At 52.8% G+C, this 19,650-nt stretch carries 20 protein-coding genes; 12 read left to right on the top strand and 8 right to left on the bottom strand.

Features of this window, described 5'->3' with window-relative positions; translation table 11 throughout:
- Positions 1 to 11: 11 nt before the first annotated feature.
- The 6 genes from murC to lpxC all read left to right on the top strand — a co-directional run bounded on the left by murC (position 12) and on the right by lpxC (position 6,725).
- Complete coding sequence (gene murC, locus F3J26_RS09895; protein WP_166993541.1) at positions 12 to 1,487, top strand: UDP-N-acetylmuramate--L-alanine ligase; 1,476 nt, start codon at positions 12 to 14, stop codon at positions 1,485 to 1,487.
- Complete coding sequence (locus tag F3J26_RS09900; RefSeq protein ID WP_166993543.1) at positions 1,480 to 2,400, top strand: D-alanine--D-alanine ligase; 921 nt, start codon at positions 1,480 to 1,482, stop codon at positions 2,398 to 2,400. The genes murC and F3J26_RS09900 overlap by 8 nt, the downstream gene beginning before the upstream one ends.
- Before the next feature lies 1 nt (position 2,401).
- The gene (gene ftsQ, locus F3J26_RS09905) at positions 2,402 to 3,238 is read left to right on the top strand and encodes a cell division protein FtsQ (RefSeq protein ID WP_166993545.1); all 837 of its coding nucleotides are present in this window, start codon (positions 2,402 to 2,404) and stop codon (positions 3,236 to 3,238) included.
- Complete coding sequence (gene ftsA, locus F3J26_RS09910; protein ID WP_008461798.1) at positions 3,235 to 4,491, top strand: cell division protein FtsA; 1,257 nt, start codon at positions 3,235 to 3,237, stop codon at positions 4,489 to 4,491. Before ftsQ ends, ftsA begins: the two co-directional genes overlap by 4 nt.
- 63 nt (positions 4,492 to 4,554) lie before the next feature.
- Entirely contained in the window at positions 4,555 to 5,706 is a 1,152-nt protein-coding gene (gene ftsZ, locus F3J26_RS09915) for a cell division protein FtsZ (protein ID WP_166993547.1), read from the top strand.
- Positions 5,707 to 5,807: 101 nt separating this feature from the next.
- Entirely contained in the window at positions 5,808 to 6,725 is a 918-nt protein-coding gene (lpxC, locus tag F3J26_RS09920) for a UDP-3-O-acyl-N-acetylglucosamine deacetylase (RefSeq protein ID WP_085541415.1), read from the top strand.
- Positions 6,726 to 6,733: 8 nt separating this feature from the next.
- Here lpxC and F3J26_RS09925 read toward each other — a convergent pair whose 3' ends face one another.
- Positions 6,734 to 7,249: a DUF721 domain-containing protein gene (locus tag F3J26_RS09925; protein WP_166993549.1), complete on the bottom strand. Its 516-nt coding sequence runs from the start codon at positions 7,247 to 7,249 to the stop codon at positions 6,734 to 6,736.
- Positions 7,250 to 7,271: 22 nt separating this feature from the next.
- Here F3J26_RS09925 and secM point away from each other — a divergent pair, with 22 nt between their 5' ends.
- The 3 genes from secM to mutT all read left to right on the top strand — a co-directional run bounded on the left by secM (position 7,272) and on the right by mutT (position 10,999).
- Positions 7,272 to 7,778, top strand: coding sequence for a secA translation cis-regulator SecM (gene secM / locus F3J26_RS09930; RefSeq protein ID WP_166993551.1), 507 nt, complete (start codon positions 7,272 to 7,274; stop codon positions 7,776 to 7,778).
- A 63-nt stretch (positions 7,779 to 7,841) separates the two neighbouring features.
- Positions 7,842 to 10,547 (top strand): preprotein translocase subunit SecA, encoded by a 2,706-nt coding sequence (secA, locus tag F3J26_RS09935; RefSeq protein ID WP_008461809.1) that lies wholly within the window; start codon positions 7,842 to 7,844, stop codon positions 10,545 to 10,547.
- 62 nt (positions 10,548 to 10,609) lie between these two features.
- Positions 10,610 to 10,999: an 8-oxo-dGTP diphosphatase MutT gene (gene mutT, locus F3J26_RS09940; RefSeq protein ID WP_008461811.1), complete on the top strand. Its 390-nt coding sequence runs from the start codon at positions 10,610 to 10,612 to the stop codon at positions 10,997 to 10,999.
- Here the strand turns inward: mutT and yacG are convergent.
- From yacG to coaE, 3 genes are read right to left on the bottom strand one after another with little or no spacing between them, the layout of a single operon-like run.
- Positions 10,996 to 11,193 carry a DNA gyrase inhibitor YacG gene (gene yacG / locus F3J26_RS09945; protein WP_008461812.1) on the bottom strand — a complete coding sequence of 66 codons (198 nt, stop codon included), beginning with the start codon at positions 11,191 to 11,193 and terminating at the stop codon, positions 10,996 to 10,998. The two genes, mutT and yacG, sit on opposite strands and share 4 nt — an antisense overlap.
- A 9-nt stretch (positions 11,194 to 11,202) precedes the next feature.
- A complete protein-coding gene (gene zapD, locus F3J26_RS09950) occupies positions 11,203 to 11,946 on the bottom strand; it encodes a cell division protein ZapD (protein WP_008461814.1) in 744 nt (247 codons plus the stop codon).
- Positions 11,946 to 12,566, bottom strand: coding sequence for a dephospho-CoA kinase (coaE, locus tag F3J26_RS09955; RefSeq protein WP_166993553.1), 621 nt, complete (start codon positions 12,564 to 12,566; stop codon positions 11,946 to 11,948). The genes zapD and coaE overlap by 1 nt, the downstream gene beginning before the upstream one ends.
- 387 nt (positions 12,567 to 12,953) lie before the next feature.
- Between coaE and F3J26_RS09960 the strand changes: the two genes are divergently transcribed.
- Positions 12,954 to 13,997, top strand: a complete 1,044-nt coding sequence (locus tag F3J26_RS09960) for a GMP reductase (protein ID WP_008461816.1) — start codon at positions 12,954 to 12,956, stop codon at positions 13,995 to 13,997.
- A gap of 29 nt (positions 13,998 to 14,026) precedes the next feature.
- Here the strand turns inward: F3J26_RS09960 and hofC are convergent, their stop codons facing one another.
- The 4 genes from hofC to nadC all read right to left on the bottom strand — a co-directional run bounded on the left by hofC (position 14,027) and on the right by nadC (position 18,132).
- Positions 14,027 to 15,232: a protein transport protein HofC gene (hofC, locus tag F3J26_RS09965; RefSeq protein ID WP_166993555.1), complete on the bottom strand. Its 1,206-nt coding sequence runs from the start codon at positions 15,230 to 15,232 to the stop codon at positions 14,027 to 14,029.
- The gene (gene gspE, locus F3J26_RS09970) at positions 15,225 to 16,604 is read right to left on the bottom strand and encodes a type II secretion system protein GspE (protein WP_166993557.1); all 1,380 of its coding nucleotides are present in this window, start codon (positions 16,602 to 16,604) and stop codon (positions 15,225 to 15,227) included. The genes hofC and gspE overlap by 8 nt, the downstream gene beginning before the upstream one ends.
- Entirely contained in the window at positions 16,601 to 17,056 is a 456-nt protein-coding gene (ppdD, locus tag F3J26_RS09975; RefSeq protein WP_166993559.1) for a prepilin peptidase-dependent pilin, read from the bottom strand. Before ppdD ends, gspE begins: the two co-directional genes overlap by 4 nt.
- Before the next feature lie 185 nt (positions 17,057 to 17,241).
- Complete coding sequence (nadC, locus tag F3J26_RS09980; protein ID WP_166993561.1) at positions 17,242 to 18,132, bottom strand: carboxylating nicotinate-nucleotide diphosphorylase; 891 nt, start codon at positions 18,130 to 18,132, stop codon at positions 17,242 to 17,244.
- A gap of 83 nt (positions 18,133 to 18,215) precedes the next feature.
- Between nadC and ampD the strand changes: the two genes are divergently transcribed.
- Positions 18,216 to 18,779 carry a 1,6-anhydro-N-acetylmuramyl-L-alanine amidase AmpD gene (gene ampD / locus F3J26_RS09985; RefSeq protein WP_166993563.1) on the top strand — a complete coding sequence of 188 codons (564 nt, stop codon included), beginning with the start codon at positions 18,216 to 18,218 and terminating at the stop codon, positions 18,777 to 18,779.
- Positions 18,776 to 19,630 (top strand): beta-lactamase regulator AmpE, encoded by an 855-nt coding sequence (ampE, locus tag F3J26_RS09990; RefSeq protein ID WP_166876761.1) that lies wholly within the window; start codon positions 18,776 to 18,778, stop codon positions 19,628 to 19,630. The genes ampD and ampE overlap by 4 nt, the downstream gene beginning before the upstream one ends.
- Positions 19,631 to 19,650 lie beyond the last annotated feature (20 nt).

Genomic DNA, 19,650 nt, shown 5'->3' on the forward strand with positions numbered 1-19,650 from the left:
AGGTTTAGAGAATGAATACACAACAACTGGCGAAACTGCGTTCAATTGTGCCTGAGATGCGTCGCGTCCGGCACATTCACTTTGTTGGCATCGGCGGCGCCGGTATGGGCGGTATTGCTGAAGTATTGGCTAACGAAGGTTACCAGATCAGCGGTTCCGATTTGGCGCCGAACCCGGTCACGCAGCAGTTGTCGGCACTGGGTGCCACGATTTATTTCAACCATCGCCCTGAAAATGTGCGCGAGGCAAGCGTGGTTGTTGTTTCTACGGCAATTTCTGCGGATAACCCAGAAATTGTTGCTGCCCACGAAGCGCGTATTCCGGTCATCCGTCGTGCTGAAATGCTGGCTGAACTGATGCGTTTCCGTCACGGCATTGCGATTGCGGGGACGCATGGCAAAACCACGACAACGGCGATGGTATCGAGCATTTATGCCGAAGCGGGCCTGGATCCAACGTTTGTAAATGGTGGTCTGGTGAAAGCCGCAGGTGTCCATGCCCGCCTGGGCAACAGTCGCTACCTGATTGCAGAGGCTGACGAAAGCGATGCTTCGTTCCTGCACCTGCAGCCGATGGTCTCTATTGTGACCAATATCGAAGCCGATCATATGGATACTTACCAGGGCGACTTCGAAAATTTAAAGCAGACGTTTATTAATTTCCTGCACAACTTGCCGTTTTATGGACGTGCGGTGATGTGCGTAGACGATCCGGTGATTCGTGAGCTTCTGCCGCGCGTGGGTCGTCAAATCACCACATATGGCTTTAGCGACGACGCGGATGTGCGCGTTGAAAATTATCAGCAAAAGGGCGCTCAGGGCTTTTTCACCATTGTGCGTCAGGACAAGACTGAGATGCATGTGGTGCTGAATGCGCCAGGCCGGCATAACGCGCTGAATGCGGCTGCCGCGGTTGCCGTGGCGACGGAAGAGGGCATCGAAGACGACGCTATTTTGCGTGCGCTCGAAAGCTTCCAGGGGACGGGGCGCCGTTTCGATTTCCTGGGCGAATATCCGCTGGCACCGGTAAACGGCAAAGCGGGTACCGCTATGCTGGTGGACGACTATGGCCACCACCCGACGGAAGTGGATGCCACCATTAAGGCGGCGCGTGCAGGCTGGCCGGATAAAAATCTGGTGATGATTTTCCAGCCACACCGCTATACGCGTACGCGTGATTTGTATGATGACTTTGCTGGGGTGCTGTCCCAGGTAGACTCCCTGGTGATGCTGGAAGTTTATCCTGCAGGTGAAGCACCCATTCCTGGTGCGGATAGCCGTTCTTTATGCCGCACCATTCGCGGCCGTGGCAAAGTTGACCCTATTTTAGTTTCCGATCATGCGGAAGTGGCGGAAATTTTAGCTCCTGTGTTGACGGGAAATGATTTGATCCTCGTTCAAGGTGCCGGGAATATCGGCAAAATCGCCCGAAACCTGGCTGAAATCAAATTGCAGCCTCAAACTAAAGAGGAAGGGCGTCATGGCTGATAAGATCGCCGTTCTTCTGGGAGGAACCTCTGCCGAGCGCGAGGTCTCTCTGCAATCCGGCAGCGCGGTGCTGGCGGGATTAAAAGAAGCGGGTATTGATGCACATGCTTTTGATCCACAAAGCGAGTCTGTACTTGAGCTGAAGGCCCAGGGATTTGACAAGGTTTTTATCGCGCTGCACGGTCGCGGGGGTGAAGACGGGACTTTGCAAGGGCTGTTGGAGTTCCTTCAACTGCCTTATACCGGCAGCGGCGTTATGGCTTCGGCGATAACGATGGATAAGCTGCGCAGCAAACTGCTGTGGCAGGGGGCAGGTTTACCCGTTGCACCATGGGTTGCCGTCAACCGTCATGATTTTGCAGCAGGCCTGAGCGCAGCGCTGGTTGAGCGTGTTACTGCATTAGGTTTACCGGTTATCGTCAAGCCGAGCCGTGAAGGTTCCAGCGTAGGTATGTCTAAGGTGGACAGCGTAGATGTGCTGCCAGCCGCGCTTGAGCTGGCCTTCGAGCATGACGAAGAAGTGCTGATTGAAAAATGGTTGAGTGGCCCGGAATATACGGTTGCGATTTTAGGCGAGGAAATTTTACCGTCTATTCGCATCCAACCCGCTGGAACCTTCTATGATTATGAAGCGAAGTATCTCTCTGATGAAACTCAATATTTCTGCCCCGGTGGATTAATTGAACAAAGAGAGCAGGAATTGCAGGCATTAGTTCTGCAGGCCTGGCAGATTCTCGGCTGTAGCGGCTGGGGCCGGGTCGATGTGATGCTGGATAGCGATGGTCAGTTTTACCTGTTAGAAGTGAACACTTCTCCGGGGATGACCAGCCACAGCCTGGTGCCGATGGCGGCTCGCCAGGCGGGAATGAGCTTCTCACAATTGGTTGTACGTATTTTGGAACTGGCGGACTGATATGTCGCAGGCTGCACTGAATGCGCGTAATCGTGCCGAGGAAAATGCCAGCGCTCGGCGCAGCAACGGCTCCCGTCTGGCAGGGATGATTTTCCTGTGTGCGGTACTGTTGAGCGTGTTTATCGGTGGTTGGATTGTGGTGGGCTGGATGGAAGATGCCCAGCGTTTACCACTCTCCAGGCTGGTGGTAACCGGGGAGCGGCACTACACACGTAATGATGATATACGCCAGTCTATTCTGGCCCTGGGGCCTCCGGGTACTTTTATGACCCAGGATGTGAATATCATCCAACAGCAGATAGAACGCTTGCCCTGGATTAAGCAGGCAAGCGTTAGAAAGCAGTGGCCGGACGAATTGAAGATTCATCTGGTTGAATATGTGCCGATAGCACGTTGGAATGACCAGCATATGGTTGACGCAGAGGGAAATTCCTTCAGCGTACCAGCAGAACGCACCAGCAAGCAGACTTTGCCGATGCTTTCCGGCCCGGAAGGCAGCGAAAACGAAGTTCTGCAAGGTTACCGTGACATGGGCGTGGTGCTGGCAAAGGATAAATTTACGTTGAAACAAGCGGCTATGACCGCTCGTCGCTCCTGGCAGTTGACGCTGAATAACGGAATTAAGCTCAACCTTGGTCGGGGCGACACGATGAAACGTCTGGATCGTTTTGTAGAACTGTACCCGGTTCTGCAGCAGCAGGCGCAGGCTGATAACAAACGGATCAGTTATGTCGACCTGCGATACGATTCAGGCGCCGCGGTAGGTTGGGAGGCACTTCCTCCTCCGGTACCTAATCCGAATCAGCAACAGAATCAGGCACAGGCAGAACAACGATGATCAAGGCGACGGACAGAAAACTGGTAGTTGGACTGGAGATTGGCACCGCGAAGGTTGCCGCTTTAGTAGGGGAAGTTCTGCCCGACGGTATGGTCAATATTATTGGCGTGGGCAGCTGCCCTTCGCGTGGTATGGACAAAGGCGGAGTAAACGACCTTGAGTCGGTGGTTAAATGCGTTCAACGGGCGATTGACCAGGCTGAATTGATGGCAGACTGCCAGATATCTTCAGTTTACCTGGCGCTGTCCGGCAAGCATATCAGCTGCCAAAACGAGATAGGCATGGTGCCGATTTCGGAAGAGGAAGTGACGCAAGAAGATGTTGAAAATGTGGTGCATACGGCAAAATCAGTGCGTGTTCGCGATGAACACCGCGTTCTGCATGTGATTCCGCAGGAATACGCTATTGATTACCAGGAAGGGATCAAAAATCCGGTAGGCCTGTCCGGCGTCCGTATGCAGGCGAAAGTGCATCTGATTACCTGCCATAACGATATGGCAAAAAACATCGTTAAAGCGGTTGAACGTTGTGGTTTGAAAGTTGACCAATTAATTTTCGCCGGTCTGGCCGCAAGCTACGCGGTACTGACCGAAGATGAACGCGAGCTGGGTGTCTGTGTTGTGGACATCGGCGGTGGTACCATGGATATGGCGGTGTATACCGGCGGTGCGCTGCGTCACACCAAAGTTATCCCTTATGCAGGGAACGTGGTTACCAGTGATATCGCCTATGCGTTCGGAACGCCACCGAGCGATGCTGAGGCGATTAAAGTTCGCCATGGTTGTGCCCTGGGATCTATCGTCGGCAAAGACGAGAACGTTGAGGTTCCGAGCGTGGGTGGACGCCCACCACGCAGTCTTCAGCGTCAGACGCTGGCTGAAGTGATTGAGCCTCGTTACACCGAGCTGCTCAACCTGGTCAATGAAGAGATTTTGCAGTTACAGGAACAGCTTCGCCAGCAGGGTGTGAAACATCATCTGGCGGCGGGGATTGTGTTAACCGGCGGCGCGGCACAAATTGAAGGCCTGGCAGCCTGTGCTCAGCGTGTGTTCCATACGCAGGTGCGTATCGGTCAGCCGTTGAATATTACTGGCCTTACTGATTATGCCCAGGAGTCGTATTACTCGACCGCAGTAGGGTTGCTGCACTACGGGAAAGAGTCACATCTCAGTGGTGAAGCAGAAGTGGAAAAAAGGACCTCTGTTGGCTCATGGTTTAAGCGACTGAACAGCTGGCTGAGAAAAGAATTTTAATTTTTATAAGAGACCGGAGACAATTAGCGGTCTCAGGCGACAGGCACAAAACGGAGAGAAACTATGTTTGAACCTATGGAACTGACCAACGACGCGGTGATTAAAGTCATCGGCGTCGGTGGCGGCGGCGGTAACGCCGTTGAACACATGGTGCGTGAACGCATCGAAGGCGTTGAATTCTTTGCGGTGAACACTGACGCTCAGGCACTGCGTAAAACCGCTGTCGGCCAGACGATCCAGATCGGTAATGGGATCACTAAAGGTCTGGGCGCAGGCGCAAATCCAGAAGTGGGTCGTAACGCTGCGGAAGAAGACCGCGAAGCTTTACGCGCTGCGCTGGACGGGGCAGACATGGTGTTCATCGCTGCTGGTATGGGTGGTGGTACCGGTACGGGTGCTGCTCCTGTTGTTGCCGAAGTAGCTAAAGATTTGGGTATCCTGACCGTTGCCGTCGTGACTAAGCCTTTCAACTTTGAAGGCAAGAAGCGTATGGCTTTCGCGGAGCAGGGTATCGCCGAGCTGTCTAAGCACGTTGACTCCTTGATCACTATCCCGAATGACAAGCTGCTGAAAGTGCTGGGACGCGGCATTTCTCTGCTTGACGCATTTGGTGCGGCAAACGACGTACTGAAAGGCGCCGTGCAGGGTATTGCCGAGCTGATTACTCGTCCGGGCCTGATGAACGTTGACTTCGCGGACGTGCGTACAGTGATGTCTGAAATGGGCTACGCCATGATGGGCTCCGGCGTTGCCAGCGGCGAAGACCGCGCTGAAGAAGCAGCAGAAATGGCTATCTCCAGCCCACTGCTGGAAGATATCGACCTGTCTGGCGCTCGTGGCGTGTTGGTTAACATCACCGCTGGCTTCGACCTGCGTCTGGATGAGTTCGAAACCGTGGGTAACACCATTCGTGCGTTCGCATCTGACAACGCAACTGTGGTTATCGGTACTTCTCTGGATCCAGAGATGAACGACGAACTGCGCGTAACTGTTGTTGCTACTGGGATCGGCATGGACAAACGTCCTGAGATTACCCTGGTGACTAACAAGCAGGTACAGCAGCCAGTGATGGATCGCTACCAGCAGCACGGTATGGCTCCGCTGACGCAAGAGCAAAAGCCGGTCGCTAAAGTGGTGAACGACAACACACCGCAGACGGCGAAAGAGCCTGATTATCTGGATATTCCAGCGTTCCTGCGTAAGCAAGCTGATTAAGAATAAACCGGAAGTTGGGAATATTCGCTCTTTGTGCTAAACTGGCCTGCCGTTAGTGATATACACTCTCGGCTAGCTTAGTAATTTGGCGGGATTATACGATGATCAAACAAAGGACACTTAAACGTATCGTTCAGGCGACTGGCGTCGGTTTACATACCGGCAAAAAAGTCACACTGACGCTGCGCCCTGCGCCGGCAAATACCGGGGTCATCTATCGTCGCACCGACTTGAATCCTCCGGTAGATTTTCCGGCTGATGCCAAATCCGTGCGGGATACCATGCTCTGTACTTGTCTGGTCAACGAGCATGATGTACGGATTTCTACCGTAGAGCACCTCAACGCTGCCCTGGCAGGGCTGGGTATCGACAACATTATTGTTGAAGTCGATGCGCCAGAAATCCCTATTATGGACGGCAGTGCGGCGCCGTTTGTCTATCTGCTGCTTGATGCAGGGATTGACGAACTGAACTCGGCCAAGAAATTTATACGTCTGAAAGAGACGGTTCGCGTGGAAGATGGCGATAAATGGGCTGAAATGTCACCGTTTAATGGTTTCTCGTTGGACTTTACCATCGACTTCAACCATCCGGCGATTGATGCAAGCACCCAGCGCTACACCATGAACTTCTCTGCTGAAGCATTTATGCGTCAGATTAGCCGTGCGCGTACCTTCGGTTTTATGCGTGATATCGAATATCTGCAGTCCCGCGGCCTGTGCCTGGGCGGCAGCTTCGATTGTGCCATCGTTGTTGACGATTATCGCGTATTGAACGAAGACGGCCTGCGTTTTGAAGATGAATTCGTTCGTCACAAAATGCTGGATGCTATCGGCGATCTGTTCATGTGTGGCCACAACATTATCGGCGCGTTTACCGCCTATAAGTCTGGTCATGCCCTGAACAACAAACTGCTGCAGGCTGTTTTGGCTAAACAGGAAGCCTGGGAATGGGCGACCTTCGAAGACGAAGCCGAACTTCCGCTGGCGTTTAAAGCACCTAAACTGGTGCTGGCGTAACGCTTAAATTAGCGATTACGACTGGTTTTGCTGGTACCCTCTCCGGCCAGTGAAGCCAGTCGTTCTATTGTTGCTCTTAATTTCTCCGGGCTACGTTTAGCCACCTCTCTCAACGCTCCTGCACTCTGCTTACTCAGTTGACGATTCACTTCGTATTTCTCAGTCTCTGTCTGAGTGGTGTTTTCTTGAACAAATTCCTGCCCTTTTGCCGCCAGCGAAGGATTAATCCTGATGTCGATTGATGTCAATGATGGTAAGATTTGGGCGCGTAATGCACTCAGCAGCGTGGCTTGTTCATAGCGTAAGCGCATCAGCCAGCTGGCATTTGCGGTTTCAAGGACGAGAATGCCCTGACGGAAGTTGGCCACCCGGCACCAGGGATGCAGTGGAGCAGGCAAAATGCTTTTCACTGCCCGGTTAAGACGCAGCAGAGCGACGGCACGTTGCTGTACGTTCTGTAGCATGCTTTCCTGACCGGCTTCGTCAAACAGATTTTCTAAAGATTGCGGGCGACTGTCGCGCATACATTAAGCTCCGGCGGAAAAAGTGATTGGTATTCTAAATCGTTGGCGACAATTTGGCAGACGTTATTTCTGGCCGCATCTCCTGTTGGGGATGGTCGCGGCGAGTTTTGGCATGCCTGCGCTCAACGGTAACACAGAAACCGGCGTGCCCGCTGAAGCTTCCGCCAGCCGTCACGATTCGGCACGGCAGCTGCGTTTCGATAGCCTTGTTCAACTGCAAGAAAGCACTCGCCGTCCTTCCTTTGGTGTGGACTACTGGCACCAGCATGCAATCCGCACCGTTATCCGTCATCTTTCCTTTGCTATGGCACCTCAGGCTTTGCCTGTGGCACAGGAAAGCGTGCCGCTTCAGGCACAGCACCTTGCCCTGCTGGACACGCTTAGCGCGCTGTTAACGCAGGAAAGTAAACCTCCCGTTATTGTTCGCCAGACTGCGTTTAGGGCATCTCCTGTAGGAGACGTTTTCAGTACCGTGGCGTGGATCCGTCAGGTACAGGGCATCCGCGCAGGCCCGCTTTGCCTCAGCTAATTCATCTTCCAAACTAACAACAATTTATTGACCGTACTGACGGCAGGCGTTTGAGAATTTATTATGCTAATCAAATTATTAACTAAAGTTTTCGGTAGTCGTAACGATCGTACACTGCGCCGTATGCGCAAAGTGGTTTCCGTGATCAACAGCATGGAACCGCAGATGGAAAAGCTCACGGATGATGAGCTGAAGGCTAAAACCGGTGAGTTCCGCGCGCGTCTGGAAAAAGGTGAAGTGCTGGAAACGCTAATCCCGGAAGCTTTCGCTGTTGTTCGTGAAGCAAGTAAGCGCGTCTTCGGCATGCGTCACTTCGACGTGCAGCTGCTGGGCGGTATGGTCCTGAACGATCGCTGCATCGCGGAAATGCGTACTGGGGAAGGTAAAACCCTGACGGCAACGCTGCCAGCTTATCTGAACGCACTGAGCGGCAAAGGTGTGCACGTTGTTACCGTGAACGACTACCTGGCCCAGCGTGACGCCGAAAACAACCGTCCTCTGTTTGAATATCTGGGGCTGAGCGTAGGTATCAACCTACCAGGCATGCCAGCGCCTGCTAAGCGTGAAGCTTACGCAGCAGACATCACCTACGGTACCAACAACGAATACGGTTTCGACTACCTCCGCGACAATATGGCTTTCAGCCCTGAAGAGCGCGTGCAGCGCAAGCTTCACTATGCGCTGGTGGATGAAGTTGACTCCATCCTGATCGACGAAGCGCGTACGCCGCTGATCATCTCCGGCCCTGCGGAAGACAGCTCTGAGCTGTACAAACGCGTGAACAAAATCATTCCGCACCTGATGCGTCAGGAAAAAGAAGACTCTGACACCTTCCAGGGTGAAGGCCACTTCTCCGTGGATGAAAAATCTCGCCAGGTTAACCTGACCGAACGTGGTCTGGTGCTGATTGAAGAGCTGCTTGTGCAAGAAGGCATGATGGAAGAGGGCGAGTCGCTGTACTCACCAGCCAACATCATGCTGATGCATCATGTGACCGCGGCACTTCGCGCCCATGCGCTGTTCACCCGCGACGTTGACTACATCGTTAAAGATGGCGAAGTCATCATCGTTGATGAACACACGGGCCGTACTATGCAGGGGCGTCGTTGGTCAGATGGTCTTCACCAGGCCGTTGAGGCAAAAGAAGGCGTCGAAATTCAGAATGAAAACCAGACGCTGGCGTCCATCACCTTCCAGAACTACTTCCGTCTTTACGAGAAGCTGGCAGGGATGACCGGTACTGCAGACACCGAAGCGTTTGAATTTAGCTCTATTTATAAGCTCGACACCATCGTTGTGCCGACCAACCGCCCAATGATCCGTAAAGATATGCCGGATCTGGTCTACATGACCGAACTGGATAAAATTGGCGCGATTATCGAAGACATTAAAGAGCGTACCGCGAACGGCCAGCCTGTGCTGGTGGGGACCATCTCCATTGAGAAATCTGAAGTGGTTTCCAATGAGTTGACCAAGGCCGGTATCAAACACAATGTTCTGAATGCCAAGTTCCACGCCAACGAAGCGGCTATCGTTGCTCAGGCGGGTTACCCAGCCGCGGTAACTATCGCGACTAACATGGCGGGTCGTGGTACGGATATCGTGTTGGGCGGGAGCTGGCAGGAAGAGATTGCTGAGCTGGATGAGCCAACGCCAGAGCAAATTGCTCAGATCAAAGCGGACTGGAAAGTTCGCCACGATGCGGTACTGGCTTCAGGTGGTCTGCATATTATCGGCACCGAGCGTCATGAATCCCGCCGTATCGATAACCAGCTGCGTGGCCGTTCTGGCCGTCAGGGTGATGCCGGTTCTTCCCGCTTCTACCTGTCGATGGAAGATGCCCTGATGCGTATCTTCGCCTCGGATCGCGTATCCAATATGATGCGTAAACTGGGTATGAAGCCGGGCGAAGCCATTGAACACCCTTGGGTAACCAAGGCGATTGCCAACGCACAGCGTAAAGTCGAAAGCCGTAACTTTGATATTCGTAAGCAGCTGCTGGAATACGATGACGTCGCAAACGATCAGCGCCGCGCTATTTATACCCAGCGTAATGAGCTGCTCGACGTTACCGACGTGAGCGAAACCATCGCCAGCATTCGTGAAGACGTCTTCAAAGTCACCATCGATGCGCATATTCCGCCTCAGTCTCTGGAAGAAATGTGGGATGTAGAAGGTCTGGAAGAGCGTCTGAAAAACGACTTTGATCTCGAGATGCCAATCAAAGAGTGGCTGGATAAAGAACCTGAGCTGCACGAAGAAACGCTGCGTGAGCGTATTCTGCAGACGGCGATTGAGCTTTATCAACGTAAAGAAGAAGTCGTGGGTGCAGAAATGATGCGCCACTTCGAAAAAGGCGTGATGCTGCAAACGCTGGATTCCCTGTGGAAAGAGCATCTGGCCGCAATGGATTACCTGCGTCAGGGGATCCACCTGCGCGGTTATGCGCAGAAAGATCCGAAGCAGGAATACAAGCGTGAATCCTTCTCTATGTTTGCCGCGATGCTGGAGTCACTGAAATATGAAGTGATCAGCACCCTGAGCAAAGTTCAGGTCCGCCTGCCGGAAGAAGTTGAAGCGATGGAACAACAGCGTCGTGAAGAAGCCGAGCGTCTGGCACGTATGCAGCAGCTTAGTCATGTGGATGATGAAACTCAGGCCGCACAGGCGCTGGCAGCAGAAACTGGCGATCGTAAAGTGGGTCGGAACGATCCTTGCCCTTGCGGTTCCGGTAAGAAATACAAACAGTGCCATGGCCGTCTGAGCTAAGGTCTGACAAAATCGAAAAGGCGCAGCTTGCTGCGCCTTTTTTACGCATGGAGTTTGAGAATATGAAGCAACTGCAAATCGCTGTCGGCATTATCCGTAATCAACAGGGTGAAATTTTTATCACGCAGCGCGCAGCCGATGCGCACATGGCGAATAAATGGGAATTTCCCGGCGGGAAGATTGAGGCAGGTGAATCCCCGGAACAGGCCGTTATCCGGGAATTACAGGAAGAAACCGGTATTGTGGTGCAAAGTGCCAGCCTGTTTGAAACCCTGGAGTACCAGTTCCCGGATCGTCATATTTCCCTGTGGTTCTATCTGATAGAAAGTTGGGAAGGTGAACCCTGGGGCAAAGAAGGGCAACCCGGGCGTTGGGTTGCTCAAGGGGAACTCATCGCCGACGAGTTTCCGCCAGCCAATGAGCCCGTCATTTTAAAGCTGCTAAACGATTAGCGTTCCTGTTCTTCGCTCCAGCCTTCGCTTTCAGAGAGGTCGCCGCTGCTGGGAATACGTTTTTCCTCAGCGGCCCACTCGCCCAGGTCGATAAGCTGGCAGCGCTTGCTGCAAAATGGTCGGTATGGGCTGCTTTCGTTCCAGATAACCGCTTTGCCGCAGCCAGGACAATTAACGATGGTTTCTTCGTTCATGTTGTTTCCTTAGCAGCAGGCCAGCTCAAAGTCGAGGCGTTCAGGCACCAGGCCATTCTCTGAATCCAGCGGCATAAAACGAATCGCAAAGCGGCTTTTGTGGCCGGAAATCTGTGGATAAAGCTGATCGCCGAGAGTGAGATGAAGACGAAGCAGGTCGGCATCGTCGCCATTGTCCTGGTAGAATCCATTGAGGCTGGTTTGTTTCCGGAATGGCGCAGAATTGCGGATGATGTCCAGCAGAAGATCGAGCGACTGTTTCACTGGTTCGAGACTGTTTAGCCAAAAATGAACCTGAGCATCGCGTTGTTCCTGCGGCAGATAAAGCCAAATGTGCAGGGTAGGCAGGTCGAAGCTACAGCAGCCGCCTGGGATGCTAAGCCGCTGGCGTACCAGCGCAATAAGGCGATCTTCTCGCAGAATTTGCCCGATGCGCGGCGCGGCCATCAACACGCTGCCGCAGCTCTCCAACTGGCTTCGCAGCGAGTCGATGCGCTGCATATCAACCCCCGGGACTTCTGACCAGCTCAGCAGTTTACGCTGCTGACGGCTTATCTCTTTGAGAATATCGGTGCGAATTTCGCCCCTTTCAAACACATCCAGTAAGTCACCGACGTTACGAAAAAAATGCAGCGCCTTTGCGCTGTCATTGATAGGAAGTGCTGACTGCATCTGTTGGATCAAAAACTCAATACGCAGCCATGTGCGCATTTTCTCATTCAATGGGTGTTCGAAAAGAACCTGAGTGTTCATCATTCTGCTTCCTGTTGTGCGGCCAGACCAGCCAGTTTCAGGTACTGGCGATGCAGGCGGTCAACATGCACGACAACGTCCTGGGGACTGCCGTCATTATTAATTACATCATCTGCCACGGCGAGGCGAGCTTCCCGGGACGCCTGAGCGTCCAGAATCTGCTGGGCGTGTTCGCGGGAAACATTGTCCCGCAGCATAGTACGCGCAATCTGGGTCTCGGGGGAAACATCCACCACTAAAATCCGGTCCGCCTTTTGTTGCAGATTGTTTTCTACCAGCAGAGGGACTACCCACAACACGTAAGGTGAGGTAGCACGAGCAATCTCATCACGAGTTTGCTGCTGGATAATAGGATGTAGCAGGTTATTAACCCATTGCTTTTGCTGCGGGGAGCTGAAGATCGTTTCTCTCAACGCTCGACGGTTTAAAGAACCATCTTCCAGAAGGATCTTTGGGCCAAAATGTTGAGAAATGAGAGCTAACGCATGTTGGCCTGGCTCAACAACCTGACGGGCAATTACATCTGCATCTATGACGGTGACTCCAGCGCGGGAAAAGGCTTCGGCGATGGTACTTTTACCACTGCCAATGCCGCCCGTAAGTGCAACCGTGTAAACCATAAATAACCGATCCTGATGCTATATTTATCAATAAGATAAAAAGTCTTTGGTGGCGTGATTTTAGGTGATTTTGTATCACGTAAAAATCGGGTATTCGCCGTCTGCGGGCTTTTTACCGTTTACCAGGTAAATTTAAACGATTGTAGCGTAAAAAAGTCGGTTTTCGCAGTCTTGCGGAGTCATTATTACTGCGTATGATAGCGTCACTGGAGTTGGCTGTTGTTTGCTCGTTTTACTTTAAGCCACAGGTACGTTTTCCGTGCTTGCTCACCCCAGTGTCTGATTTCTGTATATCTGGGTTCCGGGCTTGCCGTTGTTCTCTGTCTTGAGTAATGAAGAGCCTACCGCCGATCGCGTTCATCGCCATTCGACCCAGGGATCTGCATCATGCGTATTGAAGAAGATTTGAAGTTAGGTTTTAAAGACGTTTTAATTCGCCCAAAACGCTCCACCCTCAAAAGCCGTTCAGACGTTGAGCTGGAACGTCAATTCACATTCAAGCATTCCGGTATCACCTGGTCTGGCGTCCCTATTATTGCTGCGAATATGGACACCGTAGGCACTTTCGCGATGGCGCAGGCGCTGGCCTCATTCGATATTCTTACCGCCGTGCACAAACACTACTCTGTAGAAGAGTGGAGCAACTTTATTCGTTCCGTGCCTGAAAACCTGTTGCGCCATATCATGGTCTCAACCGGCACTTCTGATGCAGATTTTGCCAAAACTAAGCAGATTCTGGCCCTGACTCCTGCACTGAAATTTATCTGCATCGACGTGGCGAACGGCTACTCTGAGCACTTCACCCAGTTCGTCAGCAAAGCCCGCGAAGCATGGCCTGATAAAGTTATCTGTGCGGGTAACGTGGTTACCGGTGAAATGTGTGAAGAGCTGATCCTGTCAGGGGCCGATATCGTGAAAGTTGGCATTGGCCCAGGCTCTGTATGCACCACGCGCGTTAAAACCGGCGTGGGCTACCCTCAGCTTTCCGCCGTCATTGAATGTGCTGATGCAGCTCACGGCTTAGGCGGCCAGATCGTCAGCGATGGTGGCTGTACTGTGCCGGGCGATGTGGCTAAAGCCTTTGGTGGGGGAGCTGACTTCGTTATGCTGGGCGGTATGCTGGCAGGGCATGAAGAAAGCGGTGGTACCGTTGTTGAGCAGGATGGCGAGAAGTTTATGTTGTTCTACGGCATGAGCTCCGAGTCTGCCATGACCCGCCACGTAGGCGGTGTTGCGCAGTACCGCGCTGCAGAAGGCAAAACCGTTAAGCTGCCTCTGCGCGGGCCGGTGGAAAATACCGCTCGCGATATCCTTGGCGGCCTGCGTTCTGCCTGTACCTATGTAGGTGCCTCTCGCCTTAAAGAGCTGACTAAACGCACAACTTTCATCCGCGTAGCGGAACAGGAAAACCGCGTTTTCAATAGCCTCTGATGAGCATCGATGACGCAGCTCAGGCTGCGTCATCCTCCTCCCATGGCATCCCCCATCTGGAAAATAGGTAGATACATGGCTATCACCAGCGTGCCAATGATCAAGCCAATGACCAGCATCATGACTGGCTCCAGCGTGGCGGCAAGATTTTCAGCCAGCTCCTGCGTTTTCTCATAATGCCAGCGCGCCAGGCGCTCAAGCATCAGATCCAGAGAACCGGATTCTTCACCAATTCGAACCAACTGTTGGCAAAGTGGTGTGAAATACCCCGACTGCTCCAACGCCTGCCAGAGGGGCTTTCCCTCGGAAACCCGATCGCGTACATCAGTAATTTGCCGTTGCCAGAACGTCTGGGTCAGCGTTTTTTCAACCGCTTCAAGACCCTGTAACAAGGGGACGCCAGAGTGCTGAGACAGCGTTAGTACGGTAAATATCTGGCTGAGTAGCTGGCCTCGCCTCAAGGGAGCAATGACCGGTACTTTTAACAGCAGTAATTGTTCTTTTTCTCGAATGACGGGTTGGGTGCGGCGAAGCCACCAACCTATAACGGCTAAGAGCATAGCGGTTAAAATCCACCATCCTCCTTGAGACGTTGCCCACTCTGAAAGACTCATAACGGCCTGGGTGATCGCGGGCAGAGGCGCGTTAAAAGAACGATAGATATTGGCAAACTCAGGCAGAACAAACCCAACCATGCCTGCGGTTACCAGCAGTGCAACAATCAAAATAAAGAGCGGATAACGCAGGGCTTTCACGACCTTTTTGCTGAGTTGGTAGTGTTGTTCTTGTTGTTCTGCCAGCCGCTGGCAGCACTCTGCAAGCCTTCCCGTCAGCTCTCCGGTATGCAGTAATGCAATAAACAGGGGCGGGAAGATATGGGGCCATTGCTTAAGCGCTTCGGAAAACGGTATGCCCTGCGCTACCTGTCGTTCTGTGTGCTGTAATAATGCCGACCATGCAGGTTTGGGATGCTGTCGGGCTATGAGCAACAGCGCGTCAGTTAAGGCGATACCGGCATGGATCAGCGCTGCAAGTTGCCGGACAAAGTCAATTTTGTGCTGAATATGCCAACAGGATCTCCCTGACAGCGATGATTTTTTAACGGACAGGAGCTGAAGCTGCTGCTGAGCAAGCTCCTCCTCAAGAGAAGCGCGCTCGCCGGCAAGTGATTCACCATTTTTTAATTGGCCTTCGTGGTCTATGGCTTCCCATCGCCAAAGCAGAGGTTTAGGCATGTGGCATACCCAGCACGCGGTAAACCTCTTCCAGCGTCGTATGGCCTTGTGCTACGGCAACGCAGCCATTTTCGAAAAGCGTACTCATCCCTTGCTCTCTGGCGAGACTTTCAATGTTACTTGCGGATTTGCCTTGCGTGATGGCTTGTCTTAGAGCGGCGGATAGCGGCAGGATTTCAAATAACGCTGTTCGCCCATAATATCCTCCGTAGCAACGTTCACATCCTGTCGCATGCCAATTGGGCAGCGCGGAAGGCCAAATGTGTCCAGGTAATGTTATGGCTGATTCGTGGTGTGTTTTGCAGTGAGGGCAAAGCTTTCTCACCAGCCTTTGAGCCACGATGATATTCAAGGCAGATGCGATCATCCAGCGAGGAATGGCCATTTTCTCCAGGCGGACAAGCGTTTCAACGGTGGAGTTGGTGTGCAATGTCGATAAAACCAGGTGCCCGGTCTGGGCAGCTTTGATGGCAATTTCTGCTGTTTCACCATCCCTGATTTCACCGACCATAATGACGTCTGGATCCTGCCTCAGTAATGCGCGTAGGACGTGCTGAAAGGTGAGACCAGCCTTAGGGTTTATCTGCGTCTGGTTCAGCCCTTCCTGAGGAATTTCTATGGGATCTTCTACGCTGCAGACGTTGATACCCGGTTGGTTAAGCGCCGCCAGGGCGCTATACAGCGTAATGGTTTTTCCGCTCCCTGTAGGACCGGTTACCAGAATCATCCCCTGCGGGGCCTGGAGTGATTGCTGAAGTTGTTTTTTTTCATCCTCTGACATCCCCAGAGAATGAATGTCCATATGCTGTTTGCCCTGCTGAAGAAGCCGTAAAACGACCTTCTCGCCGTATCGACAAGGCAGCGTCGAGACGCGAAATGACGCTTTCACCTCCTCGGCGAGGTAGTCCATTTGTCCGTCCTGAGGCAGCCGCTTTTCTGCGATATCCAGGTTAGCCAGAATTTTGAGCCTTGCAGTGACGGGCGCGGCCATTGCCTGAGGCAGTAGCGGTTGACATTGCAGCACGCCATCAATGCGAAGCCGAATTCGATAGGCATTTTCGAAGGGCTCAAAATGGATATCGGATGCACGCTGCTGTACGGCGGTGGCAAGTGTTGTATTCAAAAGTGCGACCGCTGAACTGCTGCGGTCGTGCTCCGAAGGCTGAGAGGGCTCCAGCGTTTGCCATTTCTCGAGCCGTTCAATGGGCCAGATCTCTACATCAATGTGTTTATCGCAAAGAAAGCGGAGCGCCTCGTACATTTGCTCGTTTGGGGCTTCAACCGCAGCAATTCGTACCGCGTCAGGCGTTTCCTCTATCAGTATGGCGTTGTAGTGCTGGCATAGGGCGTTAAGCTGTTCTTTTGTACTCATTTACCCGTCCCCGCTTGCGTTTCGTTAAAGCGGAATACATCTTCACAGGCTTGTTTCAGCGGCGATCCGTTTTCAGCACTGCAGACCCTTGCCCAGCCGGTTACGCCGTTAGCGTCGCTCCACTGAGGGGTGAACGTAACCGCCAGCCCGTTCAGGGATTCCTGGCCGTTGAGCGTCACAATCCCGCTGGCAACGCTCATTGAACTGATGTAGCGCGTCGTTTTGGTTTCAGCGATGCCGTTACTGCCGGCATTGCAATCGGAGATCCCTCCACGCTCGATGGCACAAAGTTCGACGGCGGTACGATAGGGCAGGAAGGTTTGCAGCATATCGGTCAAAGCTGCTTTACGAAGGTAGTTTTGATATCCAGGAATGCCGATGGCGCTCAGAATGGCGATGATGCCTATCACCACCATAAGCTCAATTAGCGTAAATCCTTTTTGCTTGTTCATCTGTCGCTCCTTTTGGTTAGAGAGCAACACTGTGCTGAACAGGCTAAGCAATAGCGAACAGGGAAAAGGACATTCGGGAAATGCTTTCCGTGTTAGTTAACGCAGTTGTATGTATCGACAATAAAAATGGAAATCAGTACGCAAAAAAGCGGGCGCAGTAATGGCTGGCCCGCCGTGGTGTTGCATTAGCGGAAGCGCATAGACAAGTCGAGGGCGCGTATGTGCTTAGTCAGAGCACCTACGGAGATGTAGTCCACGCCGGTATCAGCGAATGTTCTCAGCGTCTCTTTGGTCACGTTGCCAGAGACTTCCAGGCGCGCTTTCCCTTGGGTAAGTGCCACGGCTTCACGCATTTGCTCAACGGTAAAGTTGTCCAGCATGATGATGTCAGCCCCAGCTTTGAGCGCTTGTTCCAATTCATTCAGTGACTCAACTTCCACTTCTACCGGCACGTCAGGGTGCATCCAGAATGCTTTCTCCACTGCCTGACGAATAGAGCCGGAAGCAATAATGTGATTTTCTTTGATCAGGAAAGCATCGGAAAGGCCGAGGCGATGGTTGCTGCCCCCGCCGCATAGCACGGCATATTTCAGCGCGGTGCGCAGGCCCGGAAGTGTTTTACGGGTATCCAGCAACTGCGTTTTAGTGCCCTCAAGCAGCGCCACGTAACTGTGAACTTCGCTGGCTACGCCTGAGAGCGTTTGCACGAAGTTCAGCGCCGTTCTTTCTCCGGTCAAGAGAATACGGGCCGGGCCATTAAGCTCAAAAAGTGGCTGATTGATGGTGACTTCAGCGCCATCTTCGACATGCCAGGTCACCGTCACGTCGCCGCCAAGCTGAATAAAGACTTCTTCTACCCAGCGTTTACCGCAAAAAATCCCCTTTTCGCGGGTGATAACAACCGCATGCGACGTGTTTTCTGGGGGTAATAATTGTGCCGTGATGTCGTTGTTTGGGTCGACTTCACCGCCCAGATCTTCCCGCAGCGCCTGGGCTACGGCGAGAGGGATATCGAGGGTAATTCGTTCGAGCAGCTCGTCACGTCGGCGGTCAGGATTATAACGGCGGGGCGGCATGATTAAACTCCAGAATGAATAAGTTAATATTGTTTCATGCTACTCTGAAGCGACTTCAAGTACCACTCTAAGGAGAACCTCTCATGCAGCTTAAAGACGGCTGGCTGGTGGGGGTAAAACATCTGCCATCCCCGCATTGTGACGGCCGACCGGAAGAGGAAAACCCCTCATTGCTGGTGGTGCACAATATTAGTTTGCCGCCGGGGGAGTTCGGTGGCCCCTGGATTGATGCGTTATTTGCCGGAACGCTCGATCCTGCAGCGCACCCTTACTTTGCCGGTATTTCGCATTTGCGCGTGTCTGCCCATTGTCTGATTCGCCGGGACGGCGAAATTGTTCAGTACGTCCCTTTCGATAAACGAGCCTGGCATGCGGGCGTCTCGAGCTATCAGGGAAGAGAAAAGTGCAACGACTTTTCTATCGGTATTGAGCTGGAAGGTACCGATACGCTGGCCTATACCGACGCTCAATATGAACAACTCACAGCCTTAGCTAACTTACTGATTCAACACTATCCTGATATGGCGAAAAACATCACGGGCCACAGCGATATAGCACCTGGTCGGAAGACCGATCCAGGCCCTTCGTTTGACTGGCCGCGCTTTTGGGGTGCGGTTGAAGAGGCAACTGACAAGGAGAGCACATGACCCTGTTTACCCTGCTGTTAGTCCTGATGGGCGAGCGATTGTTCAAAATGGGCGAACACTGGCAGTTAGATCATCGTCTTGAAGTCCTGTTTGGACGGGTTAAGCATTTTTCTCTGTTAAGAACGCTGTTAATGACCGCTGCATTTATGGCCGTGGTTTTCCTGATTCTCCGTGCTTTGCATGGGTTACTATTCAACGTCCCACTGCTGGTGTTCTGGATTGCGCTGGGTGTGCTTTGCATCGGGGCCGGGCAGGTCAGGCTGCATTATCATTCGTATCTTAAAGCCGCCAGCCATGATGATGAACATGCCCGTGATGCAATGGCTGCAGAGCTTACATTGATTCATGGTGTTCCGCCTGAGTGCAGCGAGCGTGAATACCTGCGCGAGCTACAAAACGCGCTGCTGTGGATTAACTTCCGTTTCTATCTCGCGCCGCTGTTTTGGTTTGTGGTGGGCGGAACATGGGGGCCGGTTACGCTCGCAGGGTATGCTTTCCTGCGCGCATGGCAGACATGGCTTGCCCGGCATCATACGGCACACGAGCGCTTGCTCTCGGGAATTGACGGCATTCTTCATATTCTTGACTGGGTGCCCGTGCGTTTGGTGGGTGTCGCTTATGCCCTGTTGGGCCACGGTGAGCGAGCGCTTCCAGCCTGGTTTGCATCCCTTGCCGACAGGCATACCTCTCAATACCAGGTTCTCACACAACTGGCACAGTACTCGCTGGCGAGAGAACCCCATCAGGATAAGATGAAAACACCGAAAGCTGCGGTATCGCTGGCGAAGAAAATTTCATTGGTGATTGTGGTCGTGGTGGCGTTACTGACGATTTACGGCACTTTGGTTTAGGGCCGGAAGGCTGTAAGAAA

It is taken from the genome of Enterobacter sp. Ap-867, assembly GCF_011752855.1.
GTDB lineage: Bacteria > Pseudomonadota > Gammaproteobacteria > Enterobacterales > Enterobacteriaceae > Cedecea.

Excerpts from the sequence above, each read along its gene's own strand:
- ftsA (WP_008461798.1), top strand. The coding sequence starts at position 3,235 with ATGATCAAGGCGACGGACAGAAAACTGGTAGTTGGACTGGAGATTGGC.
- ftsZ (WP_166993547.1), top strand. The coding sequence starts at position 4,555 with ATGTTTGAACCTATGGAACTGACCAACGACGCGGTGATTAAAGTCATC.
- F3J26_RS09925 (WP_166993549.1), bottom strand. The coding sequence starts at position 7,249 with ATGCGCGACAGTCGCCCGCAATCTTTAGAAAATCTGTTTGACGAAGCC.
- lpxC (WP_085541415.1), top strand. The coding sequence starts at position 5,808 with ATGATCAAACAAAGGACACTTAAACGTATCGTTCAGGCGACTGGCGTC.
- hofC (WP_166993555.1), bottom strand. The coding sequence starts at position 15,232 with ATGCCTAAACCTCTGCTTTGGCGATGGGAAGCCATAGACCACGAAGGC.
- F3J26_RS09960 (WP_008461816.1), top strand. The coding sequence starts at position 12,954 with ATGCGTATTGAAGAAGATTTGAAGTTAGGTTTTAAAGACGTTTTAATT.
- ampD (WP_166993563.1), top strand. The coding sequence starts at position 18,216 with ATGCAGCTTAAAGACGGCTGGCTGGTGGGGGTAAAACATCTGCCATCC.
- ampE (WP_166876761.1), top strand. The coding sequence starts at position 18,776 with ATGACCCTGTTTACCCTGCTGTTAGTCCTGATGGGCGAGCGATTGTTC.
- yacG (WP_008461812.1), bottom strand. The coding sequence starts at position 11,193 with ATGAACGAAGAAACCATCGTTAATTGTCCTGGCTGCGGCAAAGCGGTT.
- coaE (WP_166993553.1), bottom strand. The coding sequence starts at position 12,566 with ATGGTTTACACGGTTGCACTTACGGGCGGCATTGGCAGTGGTAAAAGT.
- gspE (WP_166993557.1), bottom strand. The coding sequence starts at position 16,604 with ATGAGTACAAAAGAACAGCTTAACGCCCTATGCCAGCACTACAACGCC.
- zapD (WP_008461814.1), bottom strand. The coding sequence starts at position 11,946 with ATGAACACTCAGGTTCTTTTCGAACACCCATTGAATGAGAAAATGCGC.
- F3J26_RS09900 (WP_166993543.1), top strand. The coding sequence starts at position 1,480 with ATGGCTGATAAGATCGCCGTTCTTCTGGGAGGAACCTCTGCCGAGCGC.
- mutT (WP_008461811.1), top strand. The coding sequence starts at position 10,610 with ATGAAGCAACTGCAAATCGCTGTCGGCATTATCCGTAATCAACAGGGT.
- ftsQ (WP_166993545.1), top strand. The coding sequence starts at position 2,402 with ATGTCGCAGGCTGCACTGAATGCGCGTAATCGTGCCGAGGAAAATGCC.
- secA (WP_008461809.1), top strand. The coding sequence starts at position 7,842 with ATGCTAATCAAATTATTAACTAAAGTTTTCGGTAGTCGTAACGATCGT.
- nadC (WP_166993561.1), bottom strand. The coding sequence starts at position 18,132 with ATGCCGCCCCGCCGTTATAATCCTGACCGCCGACGTGACGAGCTGCTC.
- murC (WP_166993541.1), top strand. The coding sequence starts at position 12 with ATGAATACACAACAACTGGCGAAACTGCGTTCAATTGTGCCTGAGATG.
- ppdD (WP_166993559.1), bottom strand. The coding sequence starts at position 17,056 with ATGAACAAGCAAAAAGGATTTACGCTAATTGAGCTTATGGTGGTGATA.